A 17,295-nucleotide genomic window follows, 5' to 3' on the forward strand; every position below is an offset into this window, starting at 1 on the left:
TTATCGCAAGCGCTCAGCCCGCAGGCGCGTATCGCGCGGGCTTTCTCCAAAGGCGCTGCGGTAGATAATAGAGAACCTGCCGGCATGAGAAAAACCCCACAGCGCGCAGATTTCGCGGACGGATCGCTGATTCATCGGGTCCCGCAATTGGTCGCGAGCTGCTTGCAACCTGATCGTGCGCAAGTAACCGCCCGGTGAAGTTCCCCGGAAGGCCCTGAAACCGGTTTGCAGCGCACGAAGCGAAACACCGACACCATCGGCAACCATCGTCATGGTGAGGGGCTCTGCGATATTGGCGTGCATATAGTCGATAGCACGCCGGACATGCCACGGCGCGATCAAACACACTTTCTGTTTTTCCAAATGGTCGGAAAGACGGTGGCGGCCAAAACGGATCACGAGGTTAGCAAGCGTTTCGCTCATCGCCGCCAAGGCCAGAGGTGAAGACAGAAGTGGACCGCCATTGCGCATGCCCTGCACGATCGTCTGCACCAGGCTGCCGATAAGCTGGCCCGACGGCGTTGCGAGATCCACAACCGGCTCAAGGTCAAGTGAGTCGAGGATCGGCATTTCCACCAGTGAAACGAGCATTCGCCTCACAACTTTCCAGTCCAGAAAGAGGGCATCCGAGCAGTGCGGGCCGCCTTGAATGAGACGATCGCCAGCCTCGTGGTTGTTGGCCATGAGGAGACGACCTGGCCCACTTTCAACCACCGTCTTTCCAATGGACAGCCGGAAGGATCCCGAGTGAGGAATGTAAAACGCAAGGTGTTGCGGCGTCTCATCTAGCGTCCGACTTGTCCAGGAACTCTGATAAACCGAATGAAGCACCGTAAATGCCTCACTTGTTCGCAAGTCCGCGGCCCAGGCAAAGGCCCGATCGTTGCTCAACGGCTTCGCGTCAAACACCCCGTAGCCCGCCGAATAGGCGCGAACCATCGACTCGAAGTCAGTGCCTTCATGGGTTGGCGCAAACCCATATACTTCACGCTCGGGAGCGCACACCGTATTTTCGGATCTCAACGATATCTGCAACTCGGTTGTTTCCCTTTCCACACCCCGACCGGCTAACCGCCTCAAGCGCTCCATCTCGTTTGAGATCGCCGCAACGCCGATATCGTGCCTTCCAAACGCTCGGACACGATCCCCTTTGAAAGGCCGTCAGCCTGACTGGCTTGACCAATCTCGATGAGGTAAGCAGTGCCGGCAAAGCGGGGATCGAATTCCTTGTTTGACAGAAGCAGAATGCCCTCCCAATGTGGTTCACACTCACAGTGTAAATCAAAACGAACCGAAAATGAAGTATGATCCGCTAGACCATGTTGCCGTGCATTTTTTGCGAGACACACAACCGATGCGCGTTGCTTCCCGCAACGAGCGCGACCTGTTGCGGCTGATCTGGAAGTCTCCGGGGATCGAACGCTCCGACCTGACAGAGCCGCTCGATCTCACCCAGCAATCGTTGCACAGGATCGTCGCGCGGCTTCATGAGCGAGGAATGCTCGTCTTTTCCCATTCGGAAACCCGACGGCCGGGACCGCCCAGCCCGGAGCTGACCCTTCGCAAAGACTGGTGTTTAACGCTGGGCATCTCCGTGAACGTCGGCTCGATCGGCCTTTGCCTCATGGGTTTCGGCGAACCTTTGGAAAACATGGAAATCCCACAGGCGGGCTCCTCGCTATCCGTTGAAATGGAGCGGATCGACGCGGCGGTCGAAGAACTTCTTGCCCGCCGGGGCGCCAAACGGCGTGACGTCCTCGGCGTCGGCCTGGCCGTCGCCGGCCACCGCATGCTGGAGACGGCATTCAATTGCCCCTTGCCGCTCGCTCATTGGTCGTTGATCGACCTGGCACCCCTGCTTGGAGAGCAACTTGGGCTGCCGGTCTGGGCAGACAATGTCGCCAGGACCGCAGCCTTGGCGGAAGCCATTTTCGGCGTTGGCCGCGATGTCGCAGATTTCGCCTATATCGCCCATCTTCATGGCTATGGCGGCGGCCTGGTTTCCGGAGGCATGCCGTTTCGCGGTAATTTCGGCAACGCCGGCGAATTTTCCGTTCTCTTCGGGCGTCAGGACTACGAGGAACGCCCTGCACTCGGCGTCCTGCTTGAACATCTTCGTGCCAAGGGGCGCATGAACTTGACCCTGAGGGACCTGAAGAACGAGGACCTGATGGACTGGGATGGCGTTGAGGAGTGGGTCGACCGCGTCACGCCGGCCCACAATCGAGCCATCAATGCGATCTGCGCAATATTCGACCCGGCATTGATCGTCCTCGGCGGCGAGCTTCCGCACTCACTGGCGAGAATGCTGATCGAACGGACAGAATTCAACAACCTGCCTCGGCATGGGGTTTTACGCGACGTCCCCAGGCTTGCCGTGGCACAGATAATCGATGCCCCCGGCGCAATCGGCGCGGCCCTGATCCCGCTCTTCGAAACCGTTTTGTGATATTTGCAGGACGCCGTAGCATTTTGAAATCGACGTCTGGCCGCCCATCAGGTCGCGGAGGCGGCCGGCCTCGGTGGCAAGCGCTACGCTCGCGGCGGCGCATACCGCCCACAAAATGGGCGGCGATTTTGGGAGTCACGCACAAAGACAACGACCGAAACGCGCCGCATGAACCAGGTTCATTGCGACGCGCTTCAGCCGGGAGGTAGGCGTGGTATGGGTCGTTCGGCGATTGCGAGGAGATCTATCTCCACGCCTTGCCGATCACTTCATGCCTGTTCCGGCGATTCCCGTGGTGATGTACTTCTGCAGGAACAGGAAAACGATGGTGACAGGCAGCAGGCTGAGGAACGTCATCGCCAGGATATAGTGCCACTGCACCGAGAACTCGCCCTGGAACGCATTCAGACCGACCTGCAGCGTGAAATTCTCGCGGCTGTTGAGGACGATGAGCGGCCAGAGGAAATCGTTCCACCGCCAGAGCACCGAAAAGATCGCCAGCACCGCGAGAGCCGGCGCCGTCAGCGGCAGGATAATGCGCCAGAAGATGCAGAATTCGCTCGCCGCATCGACGCGCGCCGCCTCTATCAGCTCGTCGGGTATGGTCAGCATATATTGCCGCAGCAGGAAGACGGCAGTCGGAGAGGCGACCGTCGGCAGGATGACGCCCCAGAGGTTGTCGGCAAGCCCGACCCCGACGATGACGAGATAGGCCGGCACCATGACGACGGCGAGCGGGATCATCAGCGTCGAAATGATGATGACGAAAACCGTCGTATCCCCTGCAAATTTGTATTTCGACAGGGCGAAGGCCGCCATAGCGTTGACGATCAGCGTCAGCAGCGTTGCGACGAATGTGACGAACACCGAATTCTTGAGGAAGGTCAGGAAGTTGAAGCGCGTCAGCGGATCGGTGTAATTCTGCGTGGCGATCGTCAGCTTCTGCACCGGCGTCAACCCCTTGACGTCGACGCTGACGGGCGGTCCTGGATTTGCGGGATCGACCATCTGGGCCTTGAGGCCGATGCGGCGGACCATGGCCATCTCGCGCATCTGACCGTCGATGGTGACCTTCCAGAGGCTGAGCGGTTTGTCGAAGCCGGGCACGGTCTGCTCCACGGCGGCCCGAGGAAGCAGCGTTGGCGGAAACCGGGTGATCTCGGCGGCCGGCTTCAGCGAGGAGAGGCCCGCCCACATGACGGGAAGGAGCACGACGAAGGTTCCGCCGATCAGCCAGACCCACGACAATATGTCGGTGATATCGATGCGTCCGGCCCGGCGTGTGCGCGTGAAAAAGCTGATCGGGTTCATCTCAGGACTCCATTCGCTTGCCGATACGCAGCTGTATGAGGGTGAGAACCAGAAGCACCAGCCCCATGAGAACCGATGCGGCGGAAGCCAGTCCGAAGAGGCGAAGATCGCTGCCGAATGCCATCTGGTAAATATATTGGACGATGAAGCTGTTGGCCGTGCCCGGACCGCCGCCATTGGTCAGAACCCAGGCCTCGTCAAAGATCTGGACGGATTTGATCATCAGAAGAATGAACACGACTAAGAGGTTCGGGGCCAGCAGGGGAAGTGTGATCCTGAACAGCGTGCGGCGCGGCGAGGCGGCATCGATGGAGGCAGCCTCGTAGAGCTCCTTCGGGATGGCCTGGAGGCCGGCCAAGAGGATGAGCGTGTAAAAGCCCATGTGGAACCAGACCGACACCACGACGACGAAGAAGCGCGACCAGCCGACGTCCAGCAGGAAGATCTCCGGGGGCACGCCGATCATCTGGAAGAAGGCGTTCAGCAGCCCGTTGCGATCGAGGAACCATTTCCAGATCAGGCCGATGACGACGGGCGACAGCAAGACAGGATAGAAGAACATCGCCCTGAAGAAGCCGCGCGCGACGATCGCCCGATTGAGGATCAGCGCCGTGATCAGCGCCACGAGCAATGTGGCGACGACATTGAAGGCCACGAACCAGAGCGTATTCCACACAGCCGTCCAGAACAGCGATTCCTGGCAGGTTCCCGGCTGCAGGTAATTGCCGCAGGAAAGCAGCGTGCGGAAATTGTCCAGGCCGACGAAAGGCCGCTCCGACACGAAGAGATTGGTGCCGCCGGTAAAGGCGTAACCGACCGCGATCGCGATCGGAAGGAACGTGAAGATGGCGAACAGAACGAGGTTCGGTGCCAGGAACAGCCATGGCATACGCTTGCGGCCGAAGATGCGCTCGATCACATTTATCGGGGCTTCGACCACTCTCATCGCCGTTTCCCCTGTCCGGGACAGCAATGCACCTACCTTGAGCGCCGCCATGTTCAGCGCCTCCCCTGTCCGGGCCGCCTGGCAAAAGCCAGGCTGCTTTCGGGATCGAACAGATGAACCCGCCCCGGGGCGGCGTCGATCAGGATGTGATCACCAGGCGCCGGCGCGAAATGGCCGGCCTCATGAATGATGATCTGCTCGTCATGGCCTGCAAGGATGCCGTAGACATAGGTCTCGGTGCCGAGGCCCTCGTGATACTGGACGATGAACGGCAGGCCTTGCTCGCTGGAACGTGAAAAATGCGCGGGCCGAATGCCGGCGAGAACGGCCTGTCCGACCGCAATGCCGGCGGGATCGGCATCGCTGACGACCTTACCACCATTGCCGACATCGATGACGACACCGCTTTCCTCGATGCCAGCGACCTTGCCCTTGATGATGTTCATACGCGGCGAGCCGAGGAAACCGGCGACGAAGAGATTGCGCGGGCTGTCGAACAGGTCCAGCGGTGCTCCGACCTGCTCGACCCGCCCGGCGCGCAGCACGACGATCTTGTCGGCCATCGTCATCGCCTCGACCTGGTCATGCGTGACATAGATCATCGTCGTCTTGATCTCGCGATGGAGCTTGGTGATCTCGGCCCGGGTCTGAACGCGCAGCGCCGCGTCGAGATTGGACAGCGGCTCGTCGAAGAGGAAAATATCCGGTTCGCGCACGATAGCCCGGCCGATCGCCACGCGCTGGCGCTGGCCGCCCGAAAGCTGCTTCGGGCGCCGGTCCAGATAGGGTTCGATCGCCAGCATCCTGGCAGCTTCGGCAATCCGCGCCTCGATCTCGGCACGCTTGAACTTCAGGTTCTCCAGGCCGAAAGCGAGGTTCTTGCGAACGCTCATATGCGGGTAGAGCGCGTAGGACTGGAAGACCATCGCGATCTTGCGCTCGGCCGGCGAGAGCGCGCTGACGTCGCGGCGCCCGATCGCGATTGCGCCCTCCGTGACCTCTTCGAGGCCGGCGATGACACGCAGCAGGGTCGACTTGCCGCATCCCGACGGACCGACGAAGACGACGAACTCGCCGTCTTGGATATCGAGTTCGACGTCATGCAGGACTTTGACCGAGCCATACGACTTGTTGACGTTGGAAAGTTTCAGTTCTGCCATGTTCCACTCCCATCAGGTGCCGCCGTTTCGAAGACGGCGTCGTTTTTGTTCCAGCCTTGCGGCAGCGGTGTCGGCCTCGTGATCCGCACCTCGTTCATCGAGAGCCCGGTGACATCAGCCACGTAGACGGCCGGCATTCCTCCCGGATAGTGCTCAAGACCGATCACCCGCCCGTCCGACCCGCGGGTCCAGGCATTGGCACGGCCGCCGCCATCGGCTGTCGGGGAAAGGTCCGCGTTTGTCGGACGCAGGTCGTAGGACCGCGCCGTGCCGAGCTGCCCAGGCTGCTGATCGATGGCGATGCGCGCCAGCGATGCGTTACTGATGCCGGCCGACGAGGTCGATATGACGGTGATCGCCCCCTCCATCCGCCCGGTGATGTCCTCGACGATGAGATTGTCGATGGCGCCGGCCGGGCGTTCCGTAACACGGTCGACGACGTTGACGGTCAGCGCCTCCCCCGAGCCCCAGAAACCATCGGGCGTCTCGCGGCACTCTACCGCAATTCGTGAGAACCTCACGTTCGATATCCGGCCGCCGTCGCGGGAGAATACGCCGAGCGCCCTGTTGGAAGATGAGACGCTACAATCCTCGAACACGACATTGGTGACGTCGCCATGCGTTTCCGTGCCGATCTTCAGCGCGCAGCTAAGGCTCTGAACGGAGCATCGACGAACGAGAATGTTTTCGCAACGCCCGATGGCGACACGGTCAGGACCGATGCTCGTCTTCAAGCATATGCCGTCGTCGGCCGTCGATATCCGGCAGTCCTCGATGACGGCGCCGCGGCAGGCATCCAGTACGATCCCGTCCGTGTTGGGAAGGCGGCGGTCGTTGTCGATGGTCACGTTCCTGACCGCGACATCGGTGCAGTTGACGAAGTGCAGCGTCCACATCGGCGAGCGGCAAATATGGACGGAGTTGATCTCGACCTCGTCGCAGCCCTCGAAGACGACGACGCGGGGACGAAATTCGGCCGGGATGAAGGTTCCCACCGTCTCGTCGTCTCCCACGATGAAGCTGTCGCAACCGGCTTCGATGCGCCCCGCCCCCGTCAGGCTGATGCGCCGCGCATCCTTGGCGACGATCATGCCGCGGTCGGATTTTTCGGCGATCACCGAAACGGTCGTATGCGCATAGGCGGCATAGTCCGGAACGGGACGCAGGATCGCACCGGCGGCTAGATGAAGGTCGACACCGGATCTGAGCTGCAGCCCGCGGCAGACATGAATGCCGGCCATGAGCTCCACGCGTCCGCCGCCCGAAGCCGACAGGCCGTCGATGGCCGCCTGCAGGCGGACCGTATCGTCGCCCTCCGCCGGCTCGATCGCGACAAGAGACACGGGGCTCATTGGCGCTGGCCGTTCTCGAGAAAGACTTCCGTCAGCAGCAGCATGGTCAGCGCCTGGCCATAAGGCGTCGGCACGTTGGGGATGCGCCTGTAGAAATCGAGGTCATGGCCCATCGGCGTGCCGTCCGAGACGCCGTGGACGACGCCTTCTTCGTCGATCTGCGCCAGCACCGCCGCAAGCGCGCGCTCCGCATAGGCCCTGTCGTCCTTGTCGAGAATGCCGGCATCGATGGCGCGCAATATGCCGTAGGCGATGCCTGCCGTGGCCGAGGTTTCCAGCGGCGAAGACGGATCGTCGAGAAGCGTCGTGAACATGCCGTCCGGCCGCTGGTATGCTTTCAAGGAGCGCACCTGGCTGACGAGGACGTTCGACAGAAAACGCCGGTCCTTCTCGCCGAGCGTCGGAACGAGGTCGAAGAGCTCGGGGATGGCGACGGTGATCCAGGCATTGCCGCGCGCCCAGAAGGCATTGGCGAAATTGTGCCGTCCGTTGAAGGTCCAGCCGTGATACCAGAGCCCGCTGACCGGATCGGAGAGATAGCGGGTGTGGATCACGAACTGATAGACGGCCTCGTCGATCCACTCGCTGCGCTCGCAGAGAACGCCGGCGCGGGCGAGAAACAGGCAGGCCATGAACAGCGTATCGTCCCACAATTCGCCGTCGTTGAGGCGCTCCTTGACGACGTGCTGAAAGCCGCCGTCCTCGGTCTTGGGCAGTTCCTTGACGAGCCATTCGGCCCAGTCCTCGACAAGCGCGCGAAAATCGGGACGGTCGACATGCTGAACGAGGATTGCAAGCGGCAGCATCGGCGCCGTGCTGTTGATCTGACGCGGCGGCAAGCCGCGTTCGATCTGGCCGGCATACCAGGCGACGAGTTCCTGCAGCGCTTTCTGATCATTGGTGGAAATGGCGCGACGCAGGAAGCCGTAAAGACCGACGCCGACTTCCCAGTCCCATTCGTCGAACTGGATTCCGGAGGCGGAATTTCCCGTCACGAGACCTTCCTTGATGCCTCTGAGCCGGCTGAAAGCCGTTGCCACGCGATCGATCGTCGTCAGGAGGGCGGCGTTATCGACAGATGTTGTGTTCATGCTGGAGACCTATGTTTTCAGGAGTAGAGCGGCCCGTCAGTGCCGGCGCCGGAGGCTGCACTGTCGTGGGTGAGGATCGGGTGCGGCTGATCGTGGGCGAAGGGCTTCGCCTCGCCGCCGATCGAAAGACCGTCGGCATAGGAAAGGTCGATCGCCGGGCCGCCCGGCGGTGTCAGGGAGAGACGCCGAAGCTCGGGATCGAAGGAAACCGTCGTCCGGCGCAGGCGTTCGATGAACGCCTTGAAGGCGTCGCCATCGCCGCATCCGACGATAGCGGCCCAGCCGCAAAGCTCTCCGTAGGAGCGCGCCTCGCGGCCGGCGGTCGGCCCGTCGTTGATCAGCTCCAGGCCGTTCGACGCCCAGAGGGCGGAAAAACCCCGGCCCGATCGCGCGATGAGCCACTTGTCTTCGACGATGAGATCGTCCAGCCCGTCGCGGCCGATATAGGCGTGCGTCCATGCATGGCGTGCGTCGCTTGTGTCTTCGATCAGGAGAGCGACGTCGCGATGCTGGGCAACGCGTGGCAAGATGCCGTTGCCGGCCCAATAGGACGGCCTTTGATTGCCCCAGGGATCGTCCTCGCCGGGATGGTTGACCCACAGCCTCGCCATCGGGTGGCCGGCCAGCCGGATGTCGAGGACATGCTGCTGATGCCCCTTCTGGCCGGTCTTGTGATCGACGACCGTCGAAAGCTGCGCCGCCTCGTTTTTGAACAGCACGAGTTTTCCGCTCTCAAGCCCCTGGCTGTAGCGCGCCTCGACGCTTCTTCCCCGGTTGAGCGTCGCAAGTTCGGCCAGATCGGCGGGCGGCTCGTAGCCGCCGGCGCAGAACATGGTCAATGCCGCCACACCATTGTTCAGCCAGCCGGTTCCGAAGGCAACCTGGGCGAAAGGCGCAAGCTCGGTCAGCGGGCCGGCGCGCAACTCCTTGTCGTAAGCGCGGCCCTGCGATCCGGCCGGAACGCCTGCCAGCGTATGAAGGGCGATCATCCGGAAGATGAGATCGATCTGGGCGCGGGCGCGCGCTGACATCGCCGTCTCGGCCCAGCGCTCCAGCGCCAGCAGGCCGATGAAATCGATCGGGTAATAGGCGGCCGAGTTCCACTCCGCCAACCCATGGGCTTCGACGCTGTCGAACCAGCGGCCGAGCCGCTCGCCGGCAAGTTCCGCCTGCTGCTGCCCCGTCCTGCCCGAGGCCGAAAACACCTCGTCGGGCAGAAGAAGTCCGGCCAACAGCTGGCTCGTGTGAAAGCAGAGCACATGGTTCTCGCTCCAGAACCACATCGCGTCGTTACCCGGCTCGTCGACCCAGTAACGGTAGGAGCGAACGGAATGCCGAATGCGATCGACCACGGCATCGGGCATCCGGTCGGCATAGGCGCCGAGCAGCCACAAGAGCGGCACCATGATGAAATCCGAGCAATCCTCCCGCGCATCGATGGAGGCCAGCGTCGCGTCGATGATGCGGTCGAAGCTTTCCTGGTCGTGATGGCCGGTTTCCATCATGGCGATCAGGCGCCCGACGCGGTTTGCGCCGAAGCGGGCGCTGTATTCCAGTGCCTGCCGCTTGCGGGCGGCGAGCGACGTCTCTGATGGCAACGACGAAACGCTGCTCATGAAGGCGGCATCGATGACGCGCGTAACCGAACCCGTGCCGCTGCCGATCGTCATGTGGACGCCGTGATAACCGTCCGCAATGCCGCAGATATCGTCGGCCGTGAGGCTGCTCTGATGGGCGCGCAGCGTCAATCTGGAATACGCGAGAATGGGCCGTTCGTGACCATGGCCGATGACCTTGATCTCGACAGGCAAGTCGCGTTCGGGCGCCGTGCCGAAGATGATCTCCAGCGGCTGATTGACGAAGACGTCGCGAGCCGGACGGACGCCGCGCGCAAGGGCTTCCAGCTCGCTGACCTCATCCTGATCCAACGATACGGGCAGCAGCACGCAGAGCGGCTCGCCGTCCAGCATCTCGAGCTCGAAGAACCACGTCGTGTCACGCTCGGCCAGGTCTTCGGTATGGACGAGAATCTGGTTGTCGCCGGCTTCAAGCGGCAGGCTGATGTCGGTTGCGCTCTCGGTGTTGCGCTTGAAGGGTTCGAAGCGCACCGCCTCCTGTCCGTTGACCCATATGCGAACGCCGCCGCAGGTCTTCAGTCTGAGATTGAGCGTTCGCGCGGTCTCCGTTCTGAACGTGCCCTTCAGCCATCGCCTGAGATGCGTCGGTACGTGCCAGAAGCCGGTGAACTCGACGCGGCGGTTCGAGCCGGGAAGATTGAGGCTTTCGGTCGGCCAGGCGGTGTCGGGCAATAGCGGCCGCCCGACCATGGTCGACCAGAAGGCCTTGCGGCAGGGCAAGTCGCCGACATCGACGAAACCGTTGATGAAACGATAGTTTACGCGATCTTCGGCCGGCGCGGGCTCGCCGGGAAAATAGCTGGCGATCAGGCCGGAAACGGCCCATGCCGTGATCGTCTGGCCCATGGCCACACTGTATGCTGGCGCCATCTCGCCCGGCTGCTTGATGCATTCCGTTTTCACAGACCGCCTCCTCCGCAATCCTATGAAAATATTTTCATTAGGTTATTTGTGCGCGCCATTTTTGCAAATTGCTCAAAAACATCGCTATTGCCGCAGAAAATAGCTTGACGGAACGAATGTCAAGTATATGAAATTGATTTATCGATGGCTGAAGCCGCGATTGATGAAAATGTTTTCATGGGAGGATGAAAATGAAAACCTATCTCTCAGGGGCCGTCGCACTGGCGTTGGCAACCGCTTCTTTCGCATGGGCCGGCGCGGCCATGGCGGAAACCAAGACAATCACCTTTCTGTTCACCGACGACGACCAGGCTTACGTCGAGCGGATGGAAGCGCTCAGCAAGGAATTCGAGGCCGCGCGTCCCGACGTCAAGGTCAACTTCGTCTCTTCGGGCTATGATGCGGTCGCCAAGCAGCTGCCGGTGCAGCTTGCCGTCGGCGAGGGCCCTGACATCGCCAAGATCACCGACTGGCAACTTGCCCCCTATTACCTCGACATGCGTCCCTACATGAAGGATCCGGATGGCTTCGCCAAGCTACACGGCGACAGCCTGAACACGCTTCGCTTCCCCGGCGTCAACGATCCGCAGTCGATCAACGGCTATATCGCGTCGCAAACCTTCAACCTGCCCTTCGTCAACAAGACGCTGTTCGAACAGGCCGGCGAACCGCTTCCGAAGCCCACCGCCACGCTGAAGGATATCGTCGAAGCCTCGGCGCGCGTCGCCAAGGCGACTGGCGCTCAGATCCCCTTCACGATGGACCGCTCGGGCCACCGCTTTTCCGGCGCGGCATTCTCCTACGGTTCGAACTACGTCAAGGACGGCAAGTTCTTCTTCCCCGACGATGCCGCCAAGCGCTATGTCACGGATCTCTACGGCTGGACGAAGGACGGCTCCTTCCCCAAGGAAATGTGGGGGGCTGCCGGCGGAACCCAGTACAAGAACATGGGTGACGAATTCGTCAACGGCAACGTCGTGACCTATCTCGCCGGCAACTGGATGGTCAATCCGTTCCAGAAGAAGATCGGCGATGCCTTCGACTGGACGGCGATCAGCGCCCCGTGCGGCGATGCCGGCTGCTATGCGATGCCCGGCGGCACCGCGATCGTTGGCTTCAAGCGCACCAAGTCTCCCGAGGCCGTGGCCGCGTTCATCGAGTTCCTCGGCTCTGAAAAGGTCCAGCGTGAAATCGCTGAAAACTACGTCGTCCTGACGGGCGCCGACATCAAGGACCCGCAATACAAGCTCGAGAGCAAGAATGCCAAGGAAGCGATGGCCGTCTTCCTCGGAAGCCGCAATAGCGTGCCGCAGGCAGCCCGGGACCTGGAACGTCTCAAGGGATCCTCCGCCATCTATCAGCTCATCGTCCAGAGGATGAGCCAGCTGATCGTCGGCGAGCTTTCCCTCGACGAGACCTTCAAGGCAATGAATGCCGACGTCGACAAGGTCAACCAGGCGCTCGCCGCCAAGTAACCGGTCACGCGTTGTCCCGCAAAATGCGCGCACGCACCAGCCACGGCCTCGCAACAGGGCCGTGGCTTTTTCGTTTCCTCTCGAACGCTTCGATGCGTTTCGAATTGTCGATGGCCTGGACGTCTGGCCTCGGCGGAGGTCGAACTGTCTCTGCTGCCGATGCGGCTGCTTCATAGCCTAGCGCGCGCACTCAACGGTCAGGCACGACCACGCATATGCGCGGGGACGGCAGCGATTTCCTTCGTGAGTGCAACGAAATTCCTCACGATCGAGAGCTTCAGATCACGCCGGTAAGCGATGCAGAGCGGCAAGGGTGAAAGTTGGCCGGGAGCGAGCGCGCGATAGGCGATGGCCTCCGGATGGAGGACCTGCATGGAGGCTGGAACGATCGTGACGCCGCGACCGCCGGCAACGAGGTTGATCGCTGCGACGATGCGATAGACTTCGTCGACGATCGCAGGCGTCACGCCTGCACGATCGAGTGACTGCAAGATACGCTCGAAGATGCCTGGGCCGTCGGGTCGCCGATAAACGACGACATCCTGCCCCTCCAGCATTTTCAGGGTGATTGGCCCGAGGCCTTCATCTGCGAGGGGATGGCCGAGAGGGACGGCGACGATCATGTCCTCTTCGGAAAGCACCGTGCTTGCCAGATCCGGAAATCGATTAGCATCGATGTGCAGCAATGCTGCATCAATACGCCCCTCCTGCAGGGCGAGAATGAGTTCGTAGGTCTCGCTTTCTTCGACGGCGATTTTGACGAGCGGATAGGAAAGACGGAACTGCTGCAGCAGCTTCGGCGCCAGAACATGCAGCGACGCCGAACTCGTAAAGCCGACCGACAGATGGCCGGCCTCGCCTTTGTCGTACCGGCGGACATTCTCGACTGCCTGACCGGCCCGCTTGAGGATGTCGCGGGCGTCGGCAAGGAAAACTGCGCCGGCAGCATTAAGCGAGATCTTCTTCGGATGCCGGTCAAAGAGCGAAACGCCAAGCTCGTATTCGAGATCGCGGATCTGTTGACCGAGCGGCGGCTGCTGGATGTTGAGCCGCGCGGCAGCCCGCGAGATGCTCCCCTCTTCTGCGACGGCCACGAAATAGCGGAGGTGTCTCAATTCCATTGGCGCCCACCATAAACTTAAAAGGTTTCAGACATAAATTATATAAATATTTTACATACTATAGATGCCGAACTACGACTACCTCCATCTTGATTGCCAAGGGAGGAAAATCGCATGGCTGGAAATAAACCGAAAATCGCGATCGTTGGTGCAGGCATGGGTGGTCTCGCCGCCGCGGCCACCCTTCGCCAGGTCGGCATCGACGTAAATGTCTACGAGCAGGCACCGAAATTTGCCCGCATCGGCGCCGGCATCCAGATGCTGCCGAATTCATCGCGCGTGCTGCGCGGCATCGGCGTCCTCGACAGGCTTCAAAAGCTTGCGTTCGAGCCCTATTCTCATCTCAACCGTGTCTGGGATACCGGCGAGATCAAGCGCGAGCTTCCGATGCCGGAAAGCCTTTACGGTGCGCCCTTTCTCTGCATGCACCGGGCCGACCTGCATGAAGCGCTCTATTCCGTGCTGCCGCCGGAGATCGTTCACCTCGGCAAGAAGCTTGTCGGCCTGGATCAGACCAAGGCTGGCGTGACCCTCTCTTTCGCCGACGGCACGAAGGCGGATGCCGATGCCGTAATCGGCGCCGATGGCGTGCATTCGCTCGTTCGCGACATCGTCGTCGGCCCTGACAAACCGATCCACAAGGGCCGGATCGCCTACCGCGCGGTCTTCGACGCAAGCCTGATGAACGGCGGCGAGATCCAGGCGTCCAGAACGAAGTGGTGGGGTGTCGACCGCCATATCGTCATCTACTATACGGCTGCTGATCGCAGCTCGCTCTACTTCGTCACCAGCGTGCCCGAGCCCGCCGACTGGCTGACCTCGGAATCCTGGTCCGCCAAGGGCGACGTGAAGGAATTGCGCACCGCCTATGAAGGCTTCCATCCGGAAGTGCAGATGGTTTTGAATGCCTGCCCGGACTGCCACAAATGGGCAATCCTCGAACGTGAACCATTGCCGCGCTGGAGCGACGGACGCGTGGCGCTTCTCGGCGACGCCTGCCATCCGATGACACCCTATATGGCACAAGGGGCTGCAACCTCGATCGAGGACGCGGCAGTGCTGGCGCGGTGCCTTGCCGGCGTCGACAATGACGACATCGAAGGCGCGTTCCGCCGCTACGAGGCAAACCGCAAGCCACGCACGTCACGCATCCAGGCGATTTCGAGCGCCAATACCTGGATGTCGGGGGGCAACGAAGACACCTCCTGGCTCTATGGCTACGACGCGTGGAACGTACCGCTCGTGGGCGAAAACGATATGGCGCTTGCCGGGTAAGGGAATGTCGATGTCCAACAGTGCAGCAAATGTGCGCGAGACGGCTTCCGGCGTCGCCTATGCGAGAACGTCCGATGGTATCGGCCTTGCATATAGACGCAGCGGACGGCCCGGTGGGCCGCGTGTCGTTCTGATCCATTCACTGGCGCTCGACGCCAGTGTCTGGGATCGGGTCGTCGGGCGGCTGGAGGATGCGGATATCGTCACGATGGACTGCCGCGGCCATGGCAGGAGCGACAAGCCTGCCGGCCCTTATGATGTCGAGCGGTTCGGCGACGATACCGCCGACCTGATGGGAGAACTCGGGTGGAGTGACGCCGTCGTCGCAGGCTGCTCCATGGGCGGTTGCGTGGCGCAGGCCTTCGCGGCGCGGCACCCCGAGCTGGTGCGCGCCATGCTGCTGATCGACACCACCGCCTGGTATGGTGCCAACGCGCCCACGGAATGGCGCGCCCGGGCGGCAAAGGCTCGCAGCGAAGGGCTGGCATCAATGGCCGAGTTTCAGGCAACGCGCTGGTTCGGCGATCGATTCCGGATGGATCATCCGGCGCAGGTTCAGCATGCCATGTCGGTCTTTACCGCCAACGATATCGATGCCTATGCCGCGACCTGCGCCATGCTCGGCGATGCCGATCTGCGCCGGCATCTGGGAGGTTTCCGGTTTCCCGTTTCGGTGGTCGTCGGCGAGGAGGATTACGCCACCCCCGTCGAGACGGCCCGAGATCTCGCTGCGGCCATTCCGGGCGCATCCCTCACCGTCTTGCCCGCGGCGCGGCATCTGACGCCGATCGAATGCCCCGACCAGATCGCAGATGCGATCCGGTCGCTGTTCAGGCGGTCGACGGCTAACGGCTAACGCCGGCGCTACGAAGGCGCCGGCCATCATCAAGGTGCTGAATCTGGGAGGATAGAATGCACGACAACACAATTACGCTGGCCGCATCCGCGACCGCAGATGGGCTAGAGGCCCACGATCCGACCCCGGCATCCGACAGCGGTCGCGCCGCAGCGCTGACTGCCCGTTTCGAAGCCATTCCCTTTACACCATGGCACCGCCGGGCGCGGATCGTCATGGGGAGTGCCACGTTTCTCGATGCCTTCGATGCCCTTTCGCTGGCATTCGTCCTTCCGATCCTGATCAAGTTATGGGAGCTTTCTCCGGCCCAGATCGGCTGGATGATCGCCGCCAGCTACATCGGCCAATTGCTCGGCGCCCTGCTCTTCAGCCGTCTTGCCGAAAGTTTCGGCCGCGTCCCCATGGCGGCAGCGGCCACAGCGCTGATGTCGGTCATGGGCCTCGCCTGCGCGCTCACCGGCAATTTTCAGATGCTTTTCCTGTGCCGCCTGATCCAGGGCATCGGTGTCGGAGGAGAAATGCCGGTTGCGGCCACCTATATCAGCGAACTTTTGCGGGCGAAGGGACGCGGCCGCTATTTCATGCTCTACGAGATGATCTTTCCGGTCGGGCTGATGATCACCGGCCAGGTTGGGACCTTGCTCGTGCCGATCCTCGGATGGACATCGCTGTTCTTCATCGGCGGCATTCCGGGTCTCGTCATCGCCTATCTGCTTTATCGGCTGCCGGAATCGCCGCGCTGGTTGATCGGCCAGCAACGCCTCGACGAAGCGGAAGCGATCATCCGCCAGGCTGAGGCGAGCGCAAGAAAGGCAAAACTCGATTATCAACAGGAGCCGCAATCGGCGCCCGAAGCGTCGGCTGCAGCACCCGCCCCTGCACAGGTCGCCCGGCAACCGAGAAGCCGCTGGAGCGAGCTGCTGTCTCCACGCTTCCGCGTGAGGACGTTGATTGCCTGGGTCCTTTGGGCGAGTTCGTTCTTCGTCGCCAACAGCCTCAACAACTGGATGCCAACACTCTATCACACCGTCTACAAGCTCGAGCTCGGAAGCGCTCTTCGGGCGGCGTCGATGACCAATGTCGCCCAGGTCGCCATCCTTCTGGTTTGCGCTTTTTGCATCGACCGCATCGGTCGAAGAACTTGGGCCATCGTGTCCTTCCTGGTCGGCGCGGCACTGTTGAGCGCCTTGGCTGCAGGTGGTGCAGGCCAGCTCTGGTCGTTGATCGTGCTGGCAACGCTTGCCTATGGCGTCGTCGGGTCGATCAATGCGGTCTTGTACCTGTACACACCGGAGATCTATCCGACGCGGATGCGCGCCATCGGAACCGGCCTTGCGACATCATGGCTGCGCATAGCCTCGGCCGTCGGGCCGACCACGGTCGGTTATATGGTGGGGACGCAGGGCATCAATTCGGTGTTCATGATGTTCGCGATCGTCGCCGCCATCGGTGCGGTCGCGGCTATCGGAATGATCGAGACCGGCGGCCGACGGCTGGAAGAAACCTCGTCGTAAGGCCAGCCTCACCAGTCCAGCGGGTGACAATCGAACAATGGGGCAACGATGTCGTGCAAGCCGCCGACATCGTTGCCCTTTATGGTGACATGTGGTTCGGGAGAGGCTATAGGCGTTGTCAGCCTTCGCCGGCTCGCAGGCGCCATGGTCAACTCACACATGCCGGCAACCCGGTTACATCCGGCGATCCAGCGACTGTCTATCG

The 17,295-nt window shown here is 61.7% G+C and carries 13 protein-coding genes; 5 read left to right on the forward strand and 8 right to left on the reverse strand.

Annotation, left to right across the window (positions count from 1 at the left end):
- Positions 1 to 1,056, reverse strand: coding sequence for a helix-turn-helix domain-containing protein (locus tag G9X67_RS31435; RefSeq protein ID WP_171600473.1), 1,056 nt, complete (start codon positions 1,054 to 1,056; stop codon positions 1 to 3).
- 241 nt (positions 1,057 to 1,297) lie between these two features.
- On the opposite strand from G9X67_RS31435, the gene G9X67_RS31440 reads away from it, so the two are divergent.
- Positions 1,298 to 2,449 carry an ROK family transcriptional regulator gene (locus G9X67_RS31440; RefSeq protein ID WP_171600474.1) on the forward strand — a complete coding sequence of 384 codons (1,152 nt, stop codon included), beginning with the start codon at positions 1,298 to 1,300 and terminating at the stop codon, positions 2,447 to 2,449.
- Between the two features lie 264 nt (positions 2,450 to 2,713).
- Here G9X67_RS31440 and G9X67_RS31445 read toward each other — a convergent pair whose 3' ends face one another.
- Genes G9X67_RS31445 through G9X67_RS31470 form a run of 6 tightly spaced genes read right to left on the reverse strand, consistent with a single transcriptional unit; the run spans position 2,714 to position 10,849 of the window.
- Positions 2,714 to 3,760 (reverse strand): carbohydrate ABC transporter permease, encoded by a 1,047-nt coding sequence (locus G9X67_RS31445; RefSeq protein ID WP_171600475.1) that lies wholly within the window; start codon positions 3,758 to 3,760, stop codon positions 2,714 to 2,716.
- A gap of 1 nt (position 3,761) precedes the next feature.
- A complete protein-coding gene (locus tag G9X67_RS31450; protein WP_171600476.1) occupies positions 3,762 to 4,757 on the reverse strand; it encodes a sugar ABC transporter permease in 996 nt (331 codons plus the stop codon).
- A 2-nt stretch (positions 4,758 to 4,759) separates the two neighbouring features.
- The gene (gene ugpC / locus G9X67_RS31455) at positions 4,760 to 5,866 is read right to left on the reverse strand and encodes a sn-glycerol-3-phosphate ABC transporter ATP-binding protein UgpC (protein ID WP_171600477.1); all 1,107 of its coding nucleotides are present in this window, start codon (positions 5,864 to 5,866) and stop codon (positions 4,760 to 4,762) included.
- Positions 5,854 to 7,218: a glycoside hydrolase family 28 protein gene (locus G9X67_RS31460; RefSeq protein ID WP_171600478.1), complete on the reverse strand. Its 1,365-nt coding sequence runs from the start codon at positions 7,216 to 7,218 to the stop codon at positions 5,854 to 5,856. Before G9X67_RS31460 ends, ugpC begins: the two co-directional genes overlap by 13 nt.
- Entirely contained in the window at positions 7,215 to 8,309 is a 1,095-nt protein-coding gene (locus G9X67_RS31465) for a glycoside hydrolase family 88 protein (protein WP_012755439.1), read from the reverse strand. Before G9X67_RS31465 ends, G9X67_RS31460 begins: the two co-directional genes overlap by 4 nt.
- 17 nt (positions 8,310 to 8,326) lie before the next feature.
- On the reverse strand, positions 8,327 to 10,849 hold the full coding sequence (locus G9X67_RS31470; RefSeq protein ID WP_171600479.1) for a hypothetical protein: 2,523 nt from the start codon (positions 10,847 to 10,849) through the stop codon (positions 8,327 to 8,329).
- 191 nt (positions 10,850 to 11,040) lie between these two features.
- Between G9X67_RS31470 and G9X67_RS31475 the strand changes: the two genes are divergently transcribed.
- Positions 11,041 to 12,324 (forward strand): ABC transporter substrate-binding protein, encoded by a 1,284-nt coding sequence (locus tag G9X67_RS31475; RefSeq protein WP_171600480.1) that lies wholly within the window; start codon positions 11,041 to 11,043, stop codon positions 12,322 to 12,324.
- 197 nt (positions 12,325 to 12,521) lie between these two features.
- On the opposite strand, the gene G9X67_RS31480 is transcribed toward G9X67_RS31475, so the two are convergent.
- Positions 12,522 to 13,445, reverse strand: a complete 924-nt coding sequence (locus tag G9X67_RS31480; RefSeq protein WP_171600481.1) for a LysR family transcriptional regulator — start codon at positions 13,443 to 13,445, stop codon at positions 12,522 to 12,524.
- A 114-nt stretch (positions 13,446 to 13,559) separates the two neighbouring features.
- Between G9X67_RS31480 and G9X67_RS31485 the strand changes: the two genes are divergently transcribed.
- From G9X67_RS31485 to G9X67_RS31495, 3 genes are read left to right on the forward strand one after another with little or no spacing between them, the layout of a single operon-like run.
- Complete coding sequence (locus G9X67_RS31485) at positions 13,560 to 14,720, forward strand: FAD-dependent monooxygenase (protein ID WP_138388752.1); 1,161 nt, start codon at positions 13,560 to 13,562, stop codon at positions 14,718 to 14,720.
- Between the two features lie 4 nt (positions 14,721 to 14,724).
- Complete coding sequence (locus tag G9X67_RS31490; protein WP_171600482.1) at positions 14,725 to 15,576, forward strand: alpha/beta hydrolase; 852 nt, start codon at positions 14,725 to 14,727, stop codon at positions 15,574 to 15,576.
- 56 nt (positions 15,577 to 15,632) lie between these two features.
- Positions 15,633 to 17,090: an MFS transporter gene (locus tag G9X67_RS31495; RefSeq protein WP_171600483.1), complete on the forward strand. Its 1,458-nt coding sequence runs from the start codon at positions 15,633 to 15,635 to the stop codon at positions 17,088 to 17,090.
- The last annotated feature ends 205 nt before the right edge of the window (positions 17,091 to 17,295 follow it).

This window comes from Rhizobium sp. WYCCWR 11152, assembly GCF_013087615.1.
GTDB classification, from domain to species: domain Bacteria; phylum Pseudomonadota; class Alphaproteobacteria; order Rhizobiales; family Rhizobiaceae; genus Rhizobium; species Rhizobium indicum.

Bases quoted from the DNA above. Each gene is read 5' to 3' on its own strand.
- G9X67_RS31440 (WP_171600474.1), top strand. From the start codon at position 1,298: ATGAAGTATGATCCGCTAGACCATGTTGCCGTGCATTTTTTGCGAGAC.
- G9X67_RS31445 (WP_171600475.1), bottom strand. From the start codon at position 3,760: ATGAACCCGATCAGCTTTTTCACGCGCACACGCCGGGCCGGACGCATC.
- G9X67_RS31450 (WP_171600476.1), bottom strand. From the start codon at position 4,757: ATGGCGGCGCTCAAGGTAGGTGCATTGCTGTCCCGGACAGGGGAAACG.
- ugpC (WP_171600477.1), bottom strand. From the start codon at position 5,866: ATGGCAGAACTGAAACTTTCCAACGTCAACAAGTCGTATGGCTCGGTC.
- G9X67_RS31460 (WP_171600478.1), bottom strand. From the start codon at position 7,218: ATGAGCCCCGTGTCTCTTGTCGCGATCGAGCCGGCGGAGGGCGACGAT.
- G9X67_RS31465 (WP_012755439.1), bottom strand. From the start codon at position 8,309: ATGAACACAACATCTGTCGATAACGCCGCCCTCCTGACGACGATCGAT.
- G9X67_RS31475 (WP_171600480.1), top strand. From the start codon at position 11,041: ATGAAAACCTATCTCTCAGGGGCCGTCGCACTGGCGTTGGCAACCGCT.
- G9X67_RS31480 (WP_171600481.1), bottom strand. From the start codon at position 13,445: ATGGAATTGAGACACCTCCGCTATTTCGTGGCCGTCGCAGAAGAGGGG.
- G9X67_RS31485 (WP_138388752.1), top strand. From the start codon at position 13,560: ATGGCTGGAAATAAACCGAAAATCGCGATCGTTGGTGCAGGCATGGGT.
- G9X67_RS31490 (WP_171600482.1), top strand. From the start codon at position 14,725: ATGTCGATGTCCAACAGTGCAGCAAATGTGCGCGAGACGGCTTCCGGC.
- G9X67_RS31495 (WP_171600483.1), top strand. From the start codon at position 15,633: ATGCACGACAACACAATTACGCTGGCCGCATCCGCGACCGCAGATGGG.